The sequence below is a fragment of the Parasphingorhabdus sp. DH2-15 genome (genome assembly GCF_051668705.1).
Taxonomy (GTDB): domain Bacteria; phylum Pseudomonadota; class Alphaproteobacteria; order Sphingomonadales; family Sphingomonadaceae; genus Alterisphingorhabdus.
Genome location: NZ_CP196351.1, coordinates 399,376 through 418,432 on the forward strand (window position 1 = coordinate 399,376; position 19,057 = coordinate 418,432).

General features: G+C 49.7%; 23 protein-coding genes and 1 riboswitch. Of the genes, 13 read left to right on the forward strand and 10 right to left on the reverse strand.

What is annotated here, in order from left to right; translation table 11 throughout:
- Positions 1-223 precede the first annotated feature (223 nt).
- From ACR9YC_RS01875 to ACR9YC_RS01890, 4 genes are all read left to right on the forward strand, one after another.
- The gene (locus ACR9YC_RS01875; protein WP_438729148.1) at positions 224-628 is read left to right on the forward strand and encodes a hypothetical protein; all 405 of its coding nucleotides are present in this window, start codon (positions 224-226) and stop codon (positions 626-628) included.
- A 97-nt stretch (positions 629-725) separates the two neighbouring features.
- Positions 726-832, forward strand: a riboswitch (TPP riboswitch).
- A 39-nt stretch (positions 833-871) separates the two neighbouring features.
- Complete coding sequence (gene thiC / locus ACR9YC_RS01880; protein WP_438729150.1) at positions 872-2,785, forward strand: phosphomethylpyrimidine synthase ThiC; 1,914 nt, start codon at positions 872-874, stop codon at positions 2,783-2,785.
- Positions 2,786-2,828: 43 nt separating this feature from the next.
- Positions 2,829-3,833, forward strand: a complete 1,005-nt coding sequence (locus ACR9YC_RS01885) for a DNA-methyltransferase (protein ID WP_438729152.1) — start codon at positions 2,829-2,831, stop codon at positions 3,831-3,833.
- Complete coding sequence (locus ACR9YC_RS01890; protein ID WP_438729154.1) at positions 3,784-4,980, forward strand: hypothetical protein; 1,197 nt, start codon at positions 3,784-3,786, stop codon at positions 4,978-4,980. Before ACR9YC_RS01885 ends, ACR9YC_RS01890 begins: the two co-directional genes overlap by 50 nt.
- A gap of 144 nt (positions 4,981-5,124) precedes the next feature.
- On the opposite strand, the gene ACR9YC_RS01895 is transcribed toward ACR9YC_RS01890, so the two are convergent.
- Positions 5,125-5,277: a hypothetical protein gene (locus ACR9YC_RS01895; protein ID WP_438729156.1), complete on the reverse strand. Its 153-nt coding sequence runs from the start codon at positions 5,275-5,277 to the stop codon at positions 5,125-5,127.
- A 181-nt stretch (positions 5,278-5,458) separates the two neighbouring features.
- Here ACR9YC_RS01895 and ACR9YC_RS01900 point away from each other — a divergent pair, with 181 nt between their 5' ends.
- The 3 genes from ACR9YC_RS01900 (at position 5,459) to ACR9YC_RS01910 (ending at position 7,876) form a co-directional block, all read left to right on the forward strand.
- Positions 5,459-5,908, forward strand: a complete 450-nt coding sequence (locus tag ACR9YC_RS01900) for a hypothetical protein (RefSeq protein ID WP_438729158.1) — start codon at positions 5,459-5,461, stop codon at positions 5,906-5,908.
- Between the two features lie 42 nt (positions 5,909-5,950).
- Positions 5,951-6,844 (forward strand): hypothetical protein, encoded by an 894-nt coding sequence (locus tag ACR9YC_RS01905; protein WP_438729160.1) that lies wholly within the window; start codon positions 5,951-5,953, stop codon positions 6,842-6,844.
- Between the two features lie 90 nt (positions 6,845-6,934).
- Positions 6,935-7,876 carry a DNA-methyltransferase gene (locus ACR9YC_RS01910; protein ID WP_438729162.1) on the forward strand — a complete coding sequence of 314 codons (942 nt, stop codon included), beginning with the start codon at positions 6,935-6,937 and terminating at the stop codon, positions 7,874-7,876.
- Here ACR9YC_RS01910 and ACR9YC_RS01915 read toward each other — a convergent pair.
- From ACR9YC_RS01915 to ACR9YC_RS01935, 5 genes are all read right to left on the reverse strand, one after another.
- On the reverse strand, positions 7,873-8,787 hold the full coding sequence (locus ACR9YC_RS01915) for a HindIII family type II restriction endonuclease (protein WP_438729164.1): 915 nt from the start codon (positions 8,785-8,787) through the stop codon (positions 7,873-7,875). The two genes, ACR9YC_RS01910 and ACR9YC_RS01915, sit on opposite strands and share 4 nt — an antisense overlap.
- Before the next feature lie 215 nt (positions 8,788-9,002).
- Positions 9,003-9,467 carry a YaiI/YqxD family protein gene (locus tag ACR9YC_RS01920; protein ID WP_438729166.1) on the reverse strand — a complete coding sequence of 155 codons (465 nt, stop codon included), beginning with the start codon at positions 9,465-9,467 and terminating at the stop codon, positions 9,003-9,005.
- 8 nt (positions 9,468-9,475) lie between these two features.
- Positions 9,476-10,081 carry a 1-acyl-sn-glycerol-3-phosphate acyltransferase gene (locus tag ACR9YC_RS01925; protein ID WP_438729168.1) on the reverse strand — a complete coding sequence of 202 codons (606 nt, stop codon included), beginning with the start codon at positions 10,079-10,081 and terminating at the stop codon, positions 9,476-9,478.
- Between the two features lie 91 nt (positions 10,082-10,172).
- Positions 10,173-10,736, reverse strand: a complete 564-nt coding sequence (locus ACR9YC_RS01930; RefSeq protein WP_438729170.1) for a lipocalin family protein — start codon at positions 10,734-10,736, stop codon at positions 10,173-10,175.
- A complete protein-coding gene (locus tag ACR9YC_RS01935; protein WP_438729172.1) occupies positions 10,733-11,206 on the reverse strand; it encodes a GFA family protein in 474 nt (157 codons plus the stop codon). The genes ACR9YC_RS01930 and ACR9YC_RS01935 overlap by 4 nt, the downstream gene beginning before the upstream one ends.
- Before the next feature lie 364 nt (positions 11,207-11,570).
- Here ACR9YC_RS01935 and ACR9YC_RS01940 point away from each other — a divergent pair, with 364 nt between their 5' ends.
- The 4 genes from ACR9YC_RS01940 (at position 11,571) to ACR9YC_RS01955 (ending at position 13,507) form a co-directional block, all read left to right on the forward strand.
- Positions 11,571-11,783 (forward strand): cold-shock protein, encoded by a 213-nt coding sequence (locus ACR9YC_RS01940; RefSeq protein ID WP_438729174.1) that lies wholly within the window; start codon positions 11,571-11,573, stop codon positions 11,781-11,783.
- A 193-nt stretch (positions 11,784-11,976) separates the two neighbouring features.
- Positions 11,977-12,468 (forward strand): DUF3429 domain-containing protein, encoded by a 492-nt coding sequence (locus ACR9YC_RS01945; RefSeq protein WP_438729176.1) that lies wholly within the window; start codon positions 11,977-11,979, stop codon positions 12,466-12,468.
- Positions 12,456-12,923: a COG3650 family protein gene (locus ACR9YC_RS01950; RefSeq protein ID WP_438729178.1), complete on the forward strand. Its 468-nt coding sequence runs from the start codon at positions 12,456-12,458 to the stop codon at positions 12,921-12,923. Before ACR9YC_RS01945 ends, ACR9YC_RS01950 begins: the two co-directional genes overlap by 13 nt.
- On the forward strand, positions 12,920-13,507 hold the full coding sequence (locus ACR9YC_RS01955) for a DUF427 domain-containing protein (protein ID WP_438729180.1): 588 nt from the start codon (positions 12,920-12,922) through the stop codon (positions 13,505-13,507). The genes ACR9YC_RS01950 and ACR9YC_RS01955 overlap by 4 nt, the downstream gene beginning before the upstream one ends.
- A 27-nt stretch (positions 13,508-13,534) precedes the next feature.
- Here the strand turns inward: ACR9YC_RS01955 and ACR9YC_RS01960 are convergent, their stop codons facing one another.
- Positions 13,535-13,951 (reverse strand): DoxX family protein, encoded by a 417-nt coding sequence (locus ACR9YC_RS01960; RefSeq protein ID WP_438729182.1) that lies wholly within the window; start codon positions 13,949-13,951, stop codon positions 13,535-13,537.
- 135 nt (positions 13,952-14,086) lie between these two features.
- Between ACR9YC_RS01960 and ACR9YC_RS01965 the strand changes: the two genes are divergently transcribed.
- Positions 14,087-14,614 carry a YbjN domain-containing protein gene (locus ACR9YC_RS01965; protein ID WP_438729184.1) on the forward strand — a complete coding sequence of 176 codons (528 nt, stop codon included), beginning with the start codon at positions 14,087-14,089 and terminating at the stop codon, positions 14,612-14,614.
- Positions 14,615-14,642: 28 nt separating this feature from the next.
- On the opposite strand, the gene ACR9YC_RS01970 is transcribed toward ACR9YC_RS01965, so the two are convergent.
- The gene (locus ACR9YC_RS01970) at positions 14,643-15,839 is read right to left on the reverse strand and encodes a diguanylate cyclase (RefSeq protein WP_438729186.1); all 1,197 of its coding nucleotides are present in this window, start codon (positions 15,837-15,839) and stop codon (positions 14,643-14,645) included.
- Positions 15,840-15,965: 126 nt separating this feature from the next.
- Positions 15,966-17,792, reverse strand: coding sequence for a cobaltochelatase subunit CobT (cobT, locus tag ACR9YC_RS01975; protein WP_438729188.1), 1,827 nt, complete (start codon positions 17,790-17,792; stop codon positions 15,966-15,968).
- 66 nt (positions 17,793-17,858) lie between these two features.
- Between cobT and ACR9YC_RS01980 the strand changes: the two genes are divergently transcribed.
- Positions 17,859-18,290 carry a hypothetical protein gene (locus ACR9YC_RS01980; protein WP_438729190.1) on the forward strand — a complete coding sequence of 144 codons (432 nt, stop codon included), beginning with the start codon at positions 17,859-17,861 and terminating at the stop codon, positions 18,288-18,290.
- Positions 18,291-18,301: 11 nt separating this feature from the next.
- Here the strand turns inward: ACR9YC_RS01980 and ACR9YC_RS01985 are convergent, their stop codons facing one another.
- Complete coding sequence (locus ACR9YC_RS01985) at positions 18,302-19,057, reverse strand: HAD family hydrolase (RefSeq protein WP_438729192.1); 756 nt, start codon at positions 19,055-19,057, stop codon at positions 18,302-18,304.

A 19,057-nucleotide genomic window follows, 5' to 3' on the forward strand; every position in this document is an offset into this window, starting at 1 on the left:
TGTCTACCATTTCCCCTATTGCCGAGCGTTTATTGCTCGACAGAGACTAGTGTTATGGGAAAAAACTAAAGAGTTTCTAATCTTTGGCGTATCATAATGTAAAAAGACTGGGGTCTTAATGTAGCGGTTTCTAATAGCTGGCTTGACTGCGCTATTTGCCAAATTCACTACCCACCTGCTAATGATACTGCTGTTAGCAAAGCGATGGTGAAGGGAAATATGCATGCCTGACGGTAATATAATGGCGGGCTGGGTCTTGCTATTTTACGGGCTGTACAGCTTTGCCGCGGGTCTGGGTGAACTGCGCTTGCCGGGGCTATGGCTGCGCATGATAGAGAATATCACGGCGTCCACCGCATTGCCCTTTTTGACTGGCATGTTGTGCATGGTCATTGGTGCTTTCACGCTGTTTATCATGGGCGGTGATGATGGGCCGATCATCAACAAAATCCTGATCATCATGGGCGCGTGGATTGTGGTGGAAGGTTTGGTATTTATCGCCATACCCGATTATTTTGGCCGCTTTGCCAGTTGGTTGATGAACATGTCATCGCGTATGGTGGCTGGTTTCACCATGGTGTTGGGGCTGGCCATGTGCGGCTATGGCCTATGGCATATATTGGGGTAGTGGCTTGAGCGTATTGCTGGCAAAGACTGCCGTCACAAACGTCCCAACAAAACCATCACCTAAACCATTGCCAGCGCGGCCATAGCGGCGTAGACAGGGACCATCCCCGGGGAGTCATGCTGACTGAGAGGAATGGGTAGCGCCATTCGACCCGCTGAACCTGATCCTGTTGAAGCAGGCGGAGGGAGGGAGTGGCCCAAACCAAACGCGCCGCCTCTTTCCCGATGCCGAATGGAGAGACTTATGGCCGATATCAATGCCCGCACCGAAAAAGACAATGCCGCGCCCATAGGGGTCACCACTGGCCCGATACGCGGCAGCCGAAAGGTACATATTGCTGCCAAATCGGGCAGCGGCATCCGAGTGGCCATGCGCGAAATTGATCTGGAGGGCGGAGAGCCTTCTGTGCGCGTTTATGATACATCCGGCCCTTATACCGACCCCAATGCCGAAATTGATATTGCTGCTGGCCTGCCCGAATTGCGCCGTGACTGGATCAGAGATCGCGGTGATGTGGAAGAGGTCGCTCAGCGTGAGGTAAAGCCCGAAGATAATGGCCAGTTAGGGCCGGACCGTTCTGGCGGCGTTGCGCCATTTCCGCGTGTGCGCCAGAAAGTGTTGCGCGCTAAGCCGGGTATGAATGTCAGCCAGATGCATTATGCAAGGCGCGGCATCATCACGCCGGAAATGGAATATGTGGCGGAGCGGGAAAATCTGGGCCGTGACCGTTTGAAAGAATATATCCGCGATGGTGAGAGCTTTGGCGCCGCCATCCCCGACTATGTCACGCCCGAATTTGTGCGTGATGAGATTGCCCGTGGCCGCGCGATCATCCCCAATAATATCAACCACCCGGAATCCGAACCCATGGCGATTGGCCGCAATTTTCTGGTCAAGATCAACGCCAATATCGGCAACAGCGCGGTGGCGTCTGATGTGGCTGCGGAGGTGGACAAAATGGTCTGGTCCATCCGCTGGGGCGGTGACACGGTGATGGACCTCAGCACCGGCCGCAATATTCACGATACGCGTGAATGGATCATCCGCAACAGCCCTGTGCCCATCGGCACCGTGCCGATTTATCAGGCGCTGGAAAAAGTGGGCGGCGTGGCGGAAGACCTGACCTGGGAAGTGTTCCGCGATACGCTGATCGAACAGGCAGAGCAGGGCGTTGACTATTTCACCATCCATGCCGGTGTGCGCCTGCCCTATGTGCCGATGGCGGCCAAGCGCGTGACCGGCATTGTCTCGCGCGGTGGCTCCATCATGGCGAAATGGTGTCTGGCGCACCATAAAGAATCCTTCCTGTACGAGCATTTTGACGACATTACAGAGATTATGAAGGCCTATGACATCGCCTATTCTCTGGGCGATGGTCTGCGCCCAGGCAGCATTGCCGATGCCAATGATGAAGCGCAATTTAGCGAGCTATACACGCTGGGCGAGCTGACCCACCGCGCGTGGAAATCTGATGTGCAGGTGATGATTGAAGGCCCCGGCCATGTGCCGATGCATAAGATTAAAGAGAATATGGAAAAGCAGCTGCAAGTCTGCGGCGAAGCGCCTTTTTATACGCTCGGCCCCCTCACAACCGATATCGCGCCGGGTTATGACCATATCACCAGCGGCATTGGCGCGGCGCAAATCGGTTGGTATGGCACCGCCATGCTCTGCTATGTCACGCCCAAAGAGCATTTGGGCCTGCCCGATCGTGATGACGTAAAAGTGGGCGTGGTGACCTATAAGCTGGCGGCCCATGCGGCCGACCTTGCCAAGGGCCATCCGGCGGCACAGGTGCGCGATGATGCGCTGTCAAAAGCGCGCTTTGAATTCCGCTGGCGCGACCAGTTTAACCTGTCGCTGGACCCTGACACAGCCGAAGAATATCACGACCAAACCCTGCCCGCAGAAGGCGCCAAAACCGCGCATTTCTGCTCCATGTGCGGGCCGAAATTCTGCAGCATGAAAATCAGCCAAGAAGTGCGCGATTTCGCCAGCAAACAAAACCAAAGCGCGGAAGGCTTCATAGCCAGTGAAAAACTAGGCAGCGAAACCGCCGAAGCCAGCCGCAAAGCCGCCGAGCAAGGGATGAGGGAGATGGCGAAGGTCTATAAGGATAAGGGCGAACGGTTGTATTTGCCCGAGGATGAGGTGTAGGGTTACTCGACCACTAGTATTCCGAATATAAAAAGAACGTAATATGACCAAGAAACGTGCCCCGCGTAATCGAACCCTCATAGTCGAGGATCACGAGGCAGATGATTTACTGAGTGAAGCGATTCAATTAGATCAGCCATCAGCTGTCAGTGAGATTTTGAATAAAATTATCCATCAAGATATTGAGAATTGTATCGAACTTGTACCTGAAAATTCTATCGACTTGCTCGTTCTCGACCCGCCCTACAATTTGGATAAAAAATTTGGCAGTACAAAATTTAGGAGTTCAAGTGCTGATCAGTATTCAAAGCTCTTTGAAAATTGGATTCGTTTGCTAAAGCGTTGTTTGAAGGATACCGCGACGATATATGTGTGCTCGGATTGGAAAACGTCGAATATCATTTACCCGATATTAGAGCGTGAGTTTGTTGTTCGAAATCGGATAACGTGGGAACGTGAAAAAGGTCGTGGAGCTAAGTCAAATTGGAAGAACTGCTCTGAGGATATTTGGTTCTGCACAGTTTCAGATGATTACCACTTCGATGTTGATTCGGTTAAGCTGAAGAAAAAGGTGATCGCACCTTACAAAGATAGCGCAGGAGTACCAAAGGATTGGAATGAGTCCAAATCTGGAAACTTCCGTCTTACCTTTCCGTCAAACCTATGGTCGGATATATCAATTCCATTTTGGTCAATGCCTGAAAATACCGATCATCCAACACAGAAGCCGGAAAAGTTGATCGCAAAATTGATTTTGGCGAGTTCTAAGGAGAAGGACTTGGTCTTCGATCCCTTTTTGGGATCAGGCACTACTGCCGTTGTTGCAAAAAAACTCGGCAGACATTTTTTGGGCATTGAACGTGAAAAATATTATTGTCAGCTTGCTATAAAGCGTCTGCGTCGCGCTGAGAATGATACTGCTATTCAGGGATATCATGACGGTGTTTTTTGGGAGCGTAATTCTCTAGCGTTACAAATCAAATCAAAGCTGAAAATGGATGATCCCGTCTCAGCAAAAGCCGATGGAGATTTGTTTGCGAAAATCTAAGTTCGACGAACTCATTCAATTCATTCATGAATACGACGGAATCAATGACAAAGTAAAACTGACAGGACTGGTTCAGGAAAATTTCTCGTTAACAAGAGATAGATCTGTATATTACAACGATGATTTTGGCTTACGCTTTAGCAAAGCCAACAGCTCTTCATTTAGCAATACGGTTTTATCTCTATCGAATTTGCAAAAATATGACCATCGACCATTTATTATTTGTTTGGTCACTCCGTCCAAAAATTTCTTGTTTCTTGCAAACACTACGTTCCTGAAAAAAATAAGTCACAGCTCACAAGAACTTCGAGTGAATAACATCAGAGGGAGCTTTAACGGTTCAGACATAACTAGAGAACTTGATGGAATTGTAAATCAGCCTGCAAACTTTGAATCTCTCTATAACATTCATGCCGAATTGGGGTTTGAAGAAAATTTACCGAGGCTCGTCGAACAAACCAATGCGATAAGTCCAACGGGCAAGAAATTCGAACCGAGTCATGATCAAATATTGACAATTTTGGGATCACCGAAGCGAGCAGACAAATTTGTGTACTCGGAAAGCTTCGCAGAGCTCAAAGATGAGCTCGACGACAAGGTGGAAAAATTCAAGAACGAGATCGTGATTGCCGGGCTCATCGAAAATGTGAATGTGAGAGGGAGAATAATTGAGTACCTGATTGCCGGCGAAGACGAAAAACTTAGAACGGAGATTATTGATGCGCTTAAGAATGGCGAGCAGAATCTCCCCGAATTTCGTACGGATAATCAGTTAGGAGATTACTCCCGCGACTTTCCAGAATTCAAAACCGAGACCGATGTTAAAACAAAGATAATGGTTTTGAATTCCAATCCAAAAGCTTATAATCTCGATAAAATGTTAGAATTTCTGGCAACCGATAGATCGGTTTTTCTTTTTTACTTTGTAGGCATTGATCCGACCAAAATCACTCATACTACGTTGGTATCAATTTTTCAGAAAAAGCTTTTGGACAAGACGGTGGTATTGAGACATTGGGCTGGTCGGAATTCGAGGGGCGTTACTCAATTTGAAGGCGAGACTGTTGCAGGATTGCTAAAAAGCGGAGATATAGAAATTGAAACAGACGCAGCAATCAGTTTTCTGAAACGTATTTTGGAGCTTTAATTTTTATAACAAATAGTGAGATAAACCTGCTCCTACGCCCCAAATTCGTCAGACACACTACTCGCATGCTCCTACATAACTCCTGTCTGTCCCATGCCAGACGCTCCAAACTCCCAACCCACAAAAAGCAGCTATCCGTTTCCTCTAATACCCCCACCGCTCGGTCAGCATTTCTGCTTTGCCATCTTTTACTGATATTTCGGCTGATGGCGCTTCGGGGGTGCCGGTTTTGAACAGTTCATAGATGATGGTGCCGTCATTCTGGACGCTTTCGATCACGCGGACTGGGGTGAACATGTCTTTTGGTGTGGCGGCGCGGGCGTTTTCTGGCCAGCTCCGGTACGGCGGCCCATGCAATATTTGGCAAGTGAACGCGGCTATGTCCGATTGATCATTTTCATCATGTCTGATTTTGTATAAACAAAGTTTGGATAAGGGCCTATAAACAATGCCCAATAGCGGAGAGAAGGGGATGACCATGCGCACATTGACACAGACAATGATGGCGGGGCTTTTGGCAGGGGCGGCGTTGCTGCCCGGCGCGGCGCAGGCGGAGAACCGCGATATTAATTGCTCCATGATCAAAAAGACTGAGAATGGCAAATTCACCTATAGCTCTAATCCTGGGTTCAGCATTTTGCGGCTGACCGCGCCTGACGGACCTATGCTGAGCGATGATATTCCTGAAAATGTCGTGGGCTTTGCCTGTGTGCGCCAGAATATTGTGCCTGATGAAAATGACATTGAGGTGCTGCAAGCCGGCTATTCGCTCACCCTTGCGGACACGAAAGAGACTTTCCGTACCATGCAATTATCATTAGCGGATGGCAAAATTGCTTATGAAATAAGCGGTGGCACCTTAAGCAAGAAAGAGACTAAGAAACTCGATAAAGTGATCGCAAAGATGCAGGCCCGCATTGCGGGATGATGCGTCAGCATATGTAAACTCACTACCATGAAAGCCAGACCTATGACCAACAGCTTCGCCCAACGGTGCCATGTCCCATTTGCCGCCATATTCTTTCTGGCCATGGTGATGGCGCTTGGCCTTATTTTGTCGCCGCCCGCTGCCGCCTTTACCAAGCAAAAAGTGAATGTCATCGGTGTGCCGGGCGATGCGCAGCCAATTGGCGAAACGCGCTGTGTGTTTGCCGGTGTGTGCAGCAGCAAGAAAACGGGTATCTTCACATATGACCCTGGCATATGGGGCATGGCAAAATTTCATGATGGGGAGGTGCTGCTGCGCGATGGCACGAAGCTGACGGGGCGTGTGGCGATATTGAACCGCGCTGCCGATTGGAATTTCGTGAAGCGCATTGCTTTGGTTATTCCAGAGGGCGAGACGGACGCGATTTATATTGGTGAGGGCGATGCCGCACTGATCACACAGCAGCGCAAAAAGGGGCCGCGCGTTTTTGACCCCTATGACGGCGCCTATTTGCAGCGGCTGGTGTCTGGAACGCTGCGGCTATCGTATAATCCTGCGGCGGGTACATCGCGGCCGCTGTCTGATTTTCTGCCAGCCGGTACGATTGGCAGCCTGTCCGGCGCGCTGGGCCGGCAAGGGGTTATTGATGCCCTGAAAGATGGCCGCACTGTTAGCCAGAGCCTGTCCGAAGGCACCAGCGCTGGGCGTGCGCTTGGCGATGCGCTGGGCTCAATCGAGATTACCGAGAAAGAATATCTGCTCTATGATGAGCGCGCTGACCAGCTGACCGCCATCACCAAAGCCAATTATCGCGGCGCGATGGAGCGTTTGTTCTCTGGCTGCACCGCCGCCGATGCCAAAACGGTCAAAAGCTTTGCCAAGAAATATAAAAAGATCGAAGAAGCCATAAGCTTTTATAATGCAAGCTGTCTGTAGGGGGGATTAGATCGCTTGGCTTTACGGTATGGGGTGTGATATTTTTCTTTTATCTAGAGACTAAACGAAAGTTATTTGGTACGCACAAATATGGGAAGTGATAGTCCAAAACTTCAACAATTAGAACAGCCTATGTTTGTTAACGAGGTGCTTCGTGGTGACTGCCTCGAAATATTAAAGAGTATTCCTAATTCAGTCGCGCATCTCATATTAAGTGATATACCATATGGAATTGGAGCTGAAGATTGGGACGTGCTGCATAACAACACGAATACGGCCTATCTTGGCTCTAGCCCCGCTCAACAATCTGCGGGAGCGGTCTTTAAGAAGCGTGGAAAGCCCATTAATGGCTGGTCGGAAGCTGACAGAGCGATACCGCGCGAATATCAAGAATGGTGCAGCAAATGGGCGGCTGATTGGTTTCGTGTCCTCAAACCCGGAGGCAACGCATTTGTCTTTGCAGGAAGGCGACTGGCACATCGCTGTATCTGCGCTATGGAAGATGCTGGTTTCAACCTTAAAGACCAGCTCGCTTGGGTGCGCGAACGTGCGCCCCATCGTGCGCAAAGATTAAGTGTCGTATATGATAGGCGAGGGGACAATCTCTCAGCTGAAACATGGAAAGGCTGGCGCGTAGGCAATCTTCGGCCAACCTTTGAACCAGTTCTATGGTTCACCAAACCTTATAAAATTGGCACGACGATTGCTGATAACGTACTTGCACATGAGGTTGGTGCTTATAATCAAGAGGCCTTTTTACGTTATAGAGATGATCCTGAGAATATCCTTACTGGCGGATTTATGAAAGGGGAAGCAGGCCTGCACCCTACGCAAAAACCTGTAAAACTTATGCAAGCTATTATCGAGCTTAGTACAAAGAAAGGTCAACTCGTTCTTGATCCTTTCGCAGGCAGTGGTTCGACATTGGTGGCCGCGCGTGATTTAGGACGGCATTATCTTGGAATTGAAAACAACCCTGAATATTTTAAAACGGCACAAGCTCGCCTAGAGAATGACTTGTTTAATAGCTAAGTGAACGACATAAGTCTGTTGTCAGAGACTGCTGAAATGACATTCATTCTGGTGTTGACTTTATGCATAGAAACAAGTTGTTTGAGAGCGTCTTCATGTGAGAGTCTCATAATTTTCTCGCGCTCGCGAGCAATGTGAGTGAGTGCTATTTCTTTCGATACTTTTATGCTTTCAACAGTCGCCTGCTTTTCGTCTTGCCATAGCCTGGAAATACCGTTGTTAAATCCTAGCATCACTTTGTTAACGGCTAACCAATAAGCATTTGCATCCTTAGAAGGATTAAGTGCCTCAACGGTTTTGAATATCTCAAGCAAGAGATCGCGCGATGCTTTAGTTCCTTGCGCTTCAGCAAATCTTACCAAAACCGCGAGATGCGAATATGAGAAAACACAAACATTCCTAGCCGCTGCTTGCTGATAGATTTGGCTGTTACGCGAAGGCAGTTGATAGAGTGGACAAACAACCATTGCGTAAGGTTTGCCTCTTTTCCATCCATCCATGGCTTGCACTTTAAAGTCTTTCTGATTTTTGGCAGTGCGACTTAGTCGAAAAACTTTTGCATCTGCGACAAAGCTATAATCATCGCTCACTGCTTCAACATCAGCGGCATCAGCACGTTCGGTAAGGACTGTGCTATGCATTTTCATAAAGTTGTAAGCAGATGAAATGAGAGCATCTGTGTACTTTGAGTATAGTTTCTCTTCACTAGAGTTATGTCTATAAAATTCAGGAATAGCAGAACAAAGGCGTAAGTGATCAAGGAGAGCATTTACGCCATCTACCCAAATCTCTTTGTGCAACTTAGTCTCAATACGCTTTGAGTCTGCGCTGAAATCACCGTTTAGTGTAATAACTTCGTCAATCCAATATCGCCGTCTCTGTATGGCGGTTTCTGAGATAATTTCCGCCATAATCTTATATCCTTTCGAATTTAATTGATCTCATTTAATTATGAGAGTGACATCTTAAATATCAGAATATCATATCAGTACATAGTCGGTACCCTGTTTATCATATAACTCTCTCTCTCTCTCTCTCTCTCTCTCTCTCTCTGACAGGGAAGCTGTATTCAGAATTGTTATCTTCTAAAAATAAGGTTGAGAATAATGGACGGTTTGTTTCACCATCATGTCCGCGCCAACTTCACCAAAACCCCGTCCAAGGCTTGCAGAAACCGTGATCGGTCTGCCTTGCTGAAAGGGGGCGGGCCGCCGGTTATGCCGTCCATTCCGGCGCGCAGATCGGCCATTATGGCGCGGGTGGCGATGGCGCTGCCTATGCTGGCCGCGTCAAAGACCTTGCCATTATGCGCCAGCACTATTGCGTCTGCCTTTATACAGCGATCAGCCAGCAATATATCAGCGGTGATGACGATGACGGGGCTGCTCGCCTGTTCGGCATAGTCCGCAATCCAGTCATCGGCAGCGTCGAAACCGTCGCTCACCAATATGCGTTTCACCAACGGACCGACGGGTACGCGAAAGGGCGCATTGCTAACGATATAGACCATTGCGCTATGGCGCTGCGCAACGCGATACACCTCATCCTTAACCGGGCACGCATCGGCATCGACCAAGATAGTAACAGCCATTTTGCGGTCTAGCTTTTCAGGCCTTCGCCGCGCAGTCCGGTCATGCCTTCATAAAAGGCAAAGGCGGGCGCCATATCTTTTTCATAATCGCCGGTCGGGTGGATGACGGGGCCTAAGCCAGCACGCCGGCTGCCATAATCCATAAAGCCGCAGACAATGGGGATATTGGCCGCCATGGCTATATGGTAAAATCCGGTGCGCCAACGCGTTGATGCGCTGCGTGTGCCTTCTGGCGCTATGGTAAGGATAAATTCTTTGCTCTGGGCAATTTTGTCGGCCATTTGCTGCACCATATCGCGGGTGGAATCGCGCTCCACCGGCACGCCGCCAACTTGCGCCATGAAGCGAGTCATGGGCCATTTGAACAGGCTGGACTTTGCCATAAAGCGCGTGCGCAGGCCAAGCTCGCGGGTCAGGCCGACATAATTGGGGAAATCCCAATTGCTGGTATGCGGCACCGCTATAATGATAAATTTGGGGAAGGCCGGTTTTTCACCAATGGCTGTAAATTTATGGCAGCGATAAATGAAGACCAATAACCGGAAGACCATGCGGGCCAGAAACCCCATTGGTGGCTCTCCAGGGACGGTAAAATCTGATTTTTGACTGCTCATTATGCCTCATTTCGCAAATGGGGAGGTAAAGGCATAGGCAATGCCTTTGGGCGACGGATTATTATGTTTTGCTTATATTGTTGGGTACAGCCTAGTCATGTTTTGTTTGTCTGACCAGAGACCAGTCATAGCCCATGTCGATAACACGCGCCTTTATGGCCGCGCGTACATTGTCATCGGGGTTGGCTGTACGGGTTAGCATCCACAGATAACGGCCGCTGGGTTCACCCACTATCGACCAGTCATATTGGCCCGAACTATTAGGCTCCGCGCGGTCAAGCACCCAATAATCACCATAAAAAGGCCCGAAAAAGGAAACTTTCAGCTTAGCATTTTGCGGCTGGCCATCCTCTGCATCAACAATTTTTGCCCGCCCCTTAGCGGTCGATACTTTGCCATTCTTTGTGCAGCTGTTGATGACGGCAATCTTACCATCGTCGCGCAGGCTATAATCTGCGGTCACGCCCTCACAGCCTTTTTGAAACGGTGCTTCATAACGCGCCATTTCATACCACCGGCCCAGATAGCGGCTGATCTCAACCGATTTGACAGGCTGAGGCACCGCGCTGTTGCCCACGGGCCCGGCCTGGCCAACACAGCCGCTAAGCATGAATAAGGCCGCGAAGGTAAGCAATATGGGTGCTCTTATGGTCATTGGCTCTCTTCCTGCGCAATACCCTCAATGGCAGCGGCAAATTTCACCATCACTTGCGCTTCGGTCAGGCGTTCGCGCTCACCGGCAAAATCATAATAATCGGGCTTTGCATCGATGAAGATTTCTTCGGTCATGGTGAAGCCTTCTAAACCATCGAACAGGCCAGCGGGAAAGGAATAGGCCTTTTGCGGTTTGAAATAGTAGAAGATGTGCGTGCCGCATGTTTTGCAGAAACCGCGTTCGGCAAAGTCTGATGATGCGAAACGTTCAATATTGCTCTCACCCGTAAAATGCGCCTGTGTCACCATGGGCAGACCCATATGCGGGCCGCCAGCCCATTTGCGGCACATGGAACAATGGCATGCATCAATATGCTTGCCGGGCGGGGTAAAGCTAACGCCCACTGCTTCGCACAGGCAATGACCATGCAACATATCAGCTTTATCTGTTATCGGAGCCTGTTCAGCCATAATCGCATCCATCCTATAATGTCCGATCTATTATGCCGGATTTGTAATGCACAGAGTGCCATGGTGCATTACCAACAGTCAGAGTGCAAATGCCAAATCGAGGTTTTTGCAACTAACATTGGCCATTCTGCACTGGCTCTGCTAACAGCACATCGTTGACGTCGAAAAATTGCGACGGACTTCGAGATTTGACGACTGCCGTTTGCTCAGGGCCAGACCCTTTATGAGCGGTAAATTGCAGATGGCGACTTCCTTTCAAAAGACGATTTAACGCCTCCCGCGCGCAACGGTGTGCGGGTTGAAACATCAATGTCCCGCCATATTGTTTGGCGGGTTGCTAAAAGTTTCTTGAAAGGAAACCATTATGAGCAAGACCGGAACAGTAAAATTCTTCAATACCGATAAAGGCTATGGCTTTATTCAGCCTGACGATGGTTCATCTGACAGCTTTGTGCATATTTCTGCTGTACAGGCTGCTGGTATGCAAACGCTCGATAAAGATCAGCGCGTTGCTTATGAAATCGAAACCGGCCAAAACGGTAAAGCATCAGCAGTGAACCTGTCACAAGCTGACTAATCACCTGAATATAGATTGGCGCTGCTATAAGGCGGTGCCAGTTATATGATAGAAATCCGCCACGCGCTGCGCCTTAACCGGCTATGCATGTGGCGGATTTTTTCATGCTCTGCGTATAAAAGCGCAACAGGCGTTGAGTGAAAACCATCTATCTGGCGTTGCTGCGCTGTGTGGCTGCTGCTAATCAGATAGCATGACAGACCCTGCCAATAATGACCAGCCTGCCGCTATGCCGAATACCGCTCGTTATTTGGGCCATGCCGGATTGCTGCCGCAAATTGCATGCCTTATTGCTATGCTGGTGGCGGATGAGACATGGCGGTTTAATGCCTTGATGCTGGCACACACCTATGCAGCCTTGATCTTCACCTTTTTGGGTGGCCTATGGTGGGGCATTGCGGCGGCAGGTTCGGCACAGGGCCGCAGCGTGCCAGATTGGCTATATTGGGCAGCTATAGCGCCCAGCCTTATTGCACTGGCCAGTTTCTTGCCGCTATGGCTGATTGGGCTGACATGGATTGGCCCGATGCTGCTGCTCTTGGGTCTGTGCCTGATGATATCGCCACTGGTGGACAAAAGGCTGGCTGATTTTGCGCCGGAGTGGTGGTTGAAACTGCGCTGGCCCTTATCGGTCCGGCTTGGCGGTTTATCGGTAATTTTGGGGGTAATCGCATGGGGCATATGAAACTTAGCCTGCTTATAGCAACATTCGCTGGACTGGTGCTGATGTCCGCATGCTCACCCAGTGGCGGTGCTGGCAATGGCAATGTTCCAGGTGATACTGGCGATAGTCAGCCCTTTGCTGCAATTGCGGAAGATGAGAGTATTTCTCTAGCCGGTAATGAACCTTTTTGGGGTGGGCAGATAGATGGCGCGACATTGCTGTACACCACACCCGAGCAGCCAGATGGTGTACGTATAGATGTCACCAGATTTGCTGGTCGCGGTGGTTTGTCTTTTAGTGGACGGCTTTCAGGGCAAGATATGCTGCTGGCTATCACACCGGGTGAGTGCAGCGACACCATGTCAGATACGCGCTACCCCTATGTCGCGACATTGCGCATTGGTGATGATTTGCGTGCAGGCTGTGCTTGGACGGATGCGCAGCCACGCACGTCTAATGATGGTGCTGAGCAATGAATGACATTGTACTGCCTGATAAGGCTGCCTTGCTGGCAAAGGTCAAAGCAGTACGTGACCATTGGGATCGTGACTTTAGGCCAGCGGGGGTTGAGCCGGTAAATGCCGGTGAGGAATCTGTTTGGGACTATCCGCGCCCGCCTATTTTGGTGCCCGCTCCTGCGGCTATAATGGTCAAATGTGATGGTCACATGATTGCGCAAAGCGATGCGGCACTGGACATGAAAGAGACAGCAGGCGCGCCCTGTCCCTATTTACCGCCTAAGCATGTGCGTACTGATTGGCTATCACCCAATGGCGATATGTCCATATGCGAATGGAAAGGCGTTGGCGTCAGCTATGATCTGCATCTGCCAAATGGGCGCTCTATCAAGGGTGCGGCATGGGCCTATCCTGACCCCTTTGATGATCTGTCAGAAGGCTATGCAGAAATTGCTGGCTGGTTTTCATTTTACCCAAATAAGGTGGAATGTTTTGTTGGCGATGAACGCGTTCGGCCACAGCCGGGAGGTTTTTACGGTGGCTGGGTTACCGACAGAATAAAAGGCCCGATCAAAGGATTGCCCGGTACTGGCCATTGGTAAGCACTGCGTTTTGCGCGCTGGGTTCAACTATTTTTTGCGCCTAAACGGCCAATCCGTGACCCCGCCCGCCCATAAGGCCCACCATATGATGACAGGCTGTAATATCAATCGCGGGATATGATAGCCCGGCCCTAATGTGCTGCCGCCCATAGCAATATTGTTGACGGCATGATTGATGTTGGCCGGCCAGACGCAGAGCGCGTATAGCGCCAATCCAATGGCGGCGGCATAACGAAACCGCTGTGTTACTATCCCGATAGCGCCCGCAATTTCTGCTGCACCTGTCCAAAAAACCACTTGCTCAGGAAAAGGAACCCAATCTGGCGTAATGGCCAGAAAACCTTCTGGCTGTAATATATGCGCGATACCGGCACCGAAATATAATATAGCAATAAGCCAGCGGAATATTATCCTAGTTACGGTTTGGGGTTTGGATTGACCCATTGGATATCATCTTTTTATTGCGATACCATATCGTTTATTCAAATATTGGCACATGGTATCGGAGGGAAGAGCAGATATTGAGACTTTACGCCAGGATAAGATTGTTTAACCTCATATCCGGGAGGATTGCATATCATGTTTTCAAAAATTCCAATCAGTTTCTTTGCGTTTATATCGGCTATGGTTTTATTGCCCAACAGTGCTTTTGCGCAGGAGCTTGATAAAAATAAGCCAATTACCTTGGGTGTTGACACTGTCCGTGCGATTGCCGATCACTATCGTCTACAAACCAGCTTCTCAGAATATGGCAACTCCAAAGTGTTGGTCGTCAACAAGGGTGGATTGAAGATTATTTTCACTTTTCTCGGCTGTGAAGACGAAACCGCTTTAACTGATTGTAACGGCATGGAGATGCGGTCTTTATGGGCGTTCCCAAAGAATGCCTCTCAAACCGAAGTCCTCGAAATCTTTAAACGTTTGCTAGACTTTAACGCGTCTTTCCTCGCCGGTAAGGCAGGGATCGTTACTGACAGGCAAGTTTTCTTGAGCCGCTATGTTATTGCAGACTATGGGACGACCCAAGGCAATGTTGATCTGGAAATCGCTGTATTCGCCCAGCTATCCAGCAAATTTATCGAGCGGGTTCTTAAGAACGAAAAATAATATAATGGCCAGGCTTCTATGTTGGAGTTTATTCCGCATAGACCAGTCTGTTCCGGCCTTTTTCCTTTGCGCGATACATCGCTCTGTCTGCGCGCGCGATAGCCTGTTCAATAGATTCGCTAGGTCGCCACGACGTGCTGCCAAATGATGCTGTCAGAGAGACGTCTGACGGCCATTTTGGGCATTTGTGATCAATCAATTTTGCGCGAACGCTATTAGCAAACTTTTCGGCTTGTTGAATGCTTGTGTCAGCTAGAAGAACCACAAATTCCTCGCCGCCCCAACGCGCAATTGCATGGCTATCTGAATAGGCCATGCTGTTTTCATCAGCGCTAGATAGTAATATTTCTGCAGTTTTCTTGATAGCCAAATCACCGGATGCATGGCCAAAGCGGTCATTAATCGCTTTGAAATGGTCGAGATCGAGCAGGATGACCACGCCTTCGCGTTCCGGGTCGTTTTGCCGCAGATTTTGGGCAGATTGGACCAGTTCACGGCGGTTTAACAGGCTGGTCAAACTGTCATGGCGGGAAATAAAGTCTGCGACCTGTAATGCTTCGGCCAAATGACGCGCTAGCAGAACATTCTTAATCTCAGTTTTTACGCCCCTATGCGTCTGGTCATGCACTTGCACTATGCAAATCCAAACACCAAAAGGCATGGCTATCAATGCCAGAAGGACAGACCATCCTAAGATATCCTGATGATAAGCAGCAATGGGTATCGCTGTGAGGGAGAAGCCTATAATTTGTGCTTGGGATAAGCCGGGGGCTGTAGCCGCAATGATGCAACCCGCGATAACCGATGCGCATATTGTGAAAGAGTATACCGATAAACTATGTCCAGTAATGGAGGGATCGGTAATGGCCAGCAACATTGCCCCCCAAATTGCGCCTGCCAAACCTTCGGTAAATAGCCATAAGGCATTTATGGTGCGGCTATCCTTGTCTCGCTCAAATGCTTGTAGAAGTTTTGTAACAATGACTGCAGCCAAGATGAGAGTGGCGCTTTGGGCGGCCACTAGCTGCCAGACAAATGACTGGCTGGAGGTATTTGCCGCAGTATAGGCTATCATCAATAATGGCAGAATATTGCTGAGCCGCTTCTTGAAGGGGTCACGCAAAGAGCGTTCAAGCATGGTTTGGCGAACATCATTATCAGACACTTTTGCAAGTTCCGAATATTCTGGTGGCCCATCAACCTTGAACTGGCCAGACATGTCCATAGTAAACCCTCATTTACGTAATTTTACCTCATATTTCGGTAAAGGATGAGGGTTAATTATGTGTAAAAGGGCCTCAGGAAGCATAGCATTTTGACGATAATCAAATGTTATAATCTATATATTGATCTATTCATCGTCGAACAGTTCGGCCAATTGCTCGACCATAGTTCCGCCCAATTGTTCGGCATCCATAATGGTCACGGCCCTGCGATAATATCGGGTGACATCATGGCCGATGCCGATTGCGATAAGCTGTACGGGAGACATTTTTTCAATCCAGTCGATAACCTGCCGCAAATGCTGCTCTAAATAGCCGCCATGATTGACCGATAATGTGGAATCATCAACTGGCGCGCCATCAGAAATGACCATCAATATGCGCCGTTCTTCGGGCCGCATGATCAGGCGTTTATGCGCCCATAGCAATGCCTCACCATCGATATTTTCTTTCAACAGCCCTTCGCGCATCATCAGGCCCAGATTTTTGCGTGCTCGGCGCCATGGTTCGTCTGCCTGTTTGTAGATTATATGGCGCAGGTCGTTTAACCGTCCGGGGTTGGTCGGCCTGCCATCTGCCATCCATTCCTCACGGCATTGACCGCCTTTCCATGCCTTGGTGGTAAAGCCCAATATCTCTGTCTTGACGCCGCAACGCTCCAATGTGCGGGCCATGATGTCGGCACTAATCGCGGCGATAGAGATAGGACGCCCACGCATCGAACCGCTATTATCTATCAGCATAGTAACGACTGTGTCGCGAAAATCGGTATCGCGCTCTATCTTGTAAGATAGTGATTGGCCAGGGTTAATGACAACCCGCGCGAGCCGCGCCGCATCCAGCAAGCCTTCTTCTTGGTCAAAGTCCCAGCTACGGCTTTGTTGCGCCATAAGGCGGCGTTGCAAACGGTTCGCCAATTTGGTGACAGCGCCTTGCAAATGCGTCAATTGCTGGTCGAGATAATCGCGCAAACGGCCCAATTCTTCTTCGTCACACAGCTCGGTAGCAGCAATTTGCTCGTCATGCCGCTCAGTAAAGGCCTTATAGTCAAAGTCACTGGGCAGATCAGTCCATGGCCGGTTGGGCCTTACCGGCATCATGCCATCATCACCGGCATCGCCCGGGTCACCATCGCCGTCTTCGTCAAACTCGTTTTCGGCTTGCTGGCTATCATTCTCTTCGGCGCTATCGCCTTCTTGCTGTTCACCGCGCGCTTCGGTCTGGCCTTGGTCGCCGCTGGCTTCTTCCTCGCCGTCTTCGGGTTCTTCCTGCTCGTCTTCACCCTCGGCATCGCCGTCTTGGTCGTCGCCCTCTTCTTCGTCAAACTGGCCTTCGCTCAGTTCAAGACTTGTCAGCAGGTTCTGCAATATATCAGCAAAACCGCGCTGATCACCCAGTTGATCGAGCAATGAATCCATATCGTCGCCAGCACGCTCTTCGACCCATTGGCGCACCAGCTCTACGCCATCTTGACACCGTTCTGGTATCGGCCGACCAGTCAAACGTTCACGCGCGATCAGCGATACAGCTGTAGAGAGCGGCACTTCGTCACGCTGTGTTGCGCGTGAAATAGGGTCACTGCGCATGCGCATCTCCAGCGCAGCATCCAGATTATCGCCCAAACCCGGCATTGCCTGACCACCCAGCACCTCATAACGCAATTGCTCCATTGCATCATAAACGGCGCGGGCAACGGCCTCATGCGGGGCCTTGGCGTTGTGTAAAGAGGCATCATGGTGCCGCAATTTTAGCGCATAAAGATCAGAATATCCTCGCGCCTGCGCCACTTGATCGGCTGGCAGGTCGCGTTGCGGCATCGGCACTTTCATTTTGCTGCCCGAATGCGATGGTGGGTCAGCAGTGAAGGCTAGTTCCACCTCATCCTCATGCGATATTGCCCGGGCAGTACCAGCCAACACAGTTTTAAAGTCGTCAATGGGGGTGCGTTCAGTCATAGCTGTTTACATATGCATCGCCGCGCTATTAGCATAGCGCTAATTTTACTCTTGGAGAGCAAATTCATGGTCGAGGCATTGGTCAAAAGGGTTACCGAGCAAGTGCAAATGATAAAGCGCAATGTTGGCGACCCCAATAAATTGACCCAGCGCGAATATGAGGCATCGCTCAATGCGCTCAATATATTCTTTGGTGCGATTATCGGCGTTAGCTTGGGCAACATCGAAGCCATGTCAGTGGAAGACTATGTCGTATTGTTGATCGCTACGGCGACCATAGTGTCTACGATATTGATAGTCAGCTATAGCCATAGGCGGATTTGGAACATGATGATGATGTTTAGTTTGCTGGGCCTTGCATGGTATGTTGATATTTATAAAGTTAAAGGAATCGATATTGATTTTCCGGAAAAATTGTTGCCGACATTGTCCGTATGGGCGGGGTTGGCAATCTTGCTGGAGTTTACAGAAAAAACTCCTGAACCAGATGCAGAATGACGGATGTGATATCAGGCCTTAAGTCTGTGCTGCGATAGTTTCTCGTAATAAGGCAATGCCAGACGTGCAATATTAGCATAATCGCCTGATAACACAGGCAGATCGCGAGCCTTATCTTTGGACGGGGGAGCAAAGCCGGTGCTGTTTATAACAGCATTATACCAATGGCGTGCCCAAACCCCGTCTTGTGGATGATAACCTGCCGGCCAGCTGAGCATTTCGCCGCTATAATCTATGCCCCAAGCAGTGCACAAAGCTGCCAGAACCCCGCCCGGGTTGAGCAGAACATCATCACTATCAATCACTATGGGCGGCTGACCCAGATCGTTTGTCACATGGTCGAACAATTCGGCCTGTTGTACAAAGCCGATAGCCTCTAGCGATGCACTTTCCATTTTATGGGCATAAGAGGCCAGAACACGGGCCGGATGCCGGATCAAAAAGGCATGGCGCACAGTGCTCATCCAGCTGCGATCTATGCCATCGACCATATGATGACACATATGCTTTTGGTAAAATATAGGTGCCGGGGCAGGGGCTTTGGTCAGCATATTGATGACCGCTTCAGGGTCCGTCTCATGTGCCGCCAATATCTCATCGCGCATCGGGTGGTTTAAACCAGTGATGGCCAGAAAAGCCGCATAGAAAGGTTCATCAACCACATATGTATCACTGCGTGCGTCAAAGCTGCGCATCATCGCGGTCGATAGATTGCGTGGGCCTGACCAAAGAGCGACACGTAGCGGCTTTGCAAATATTGCGCTCAT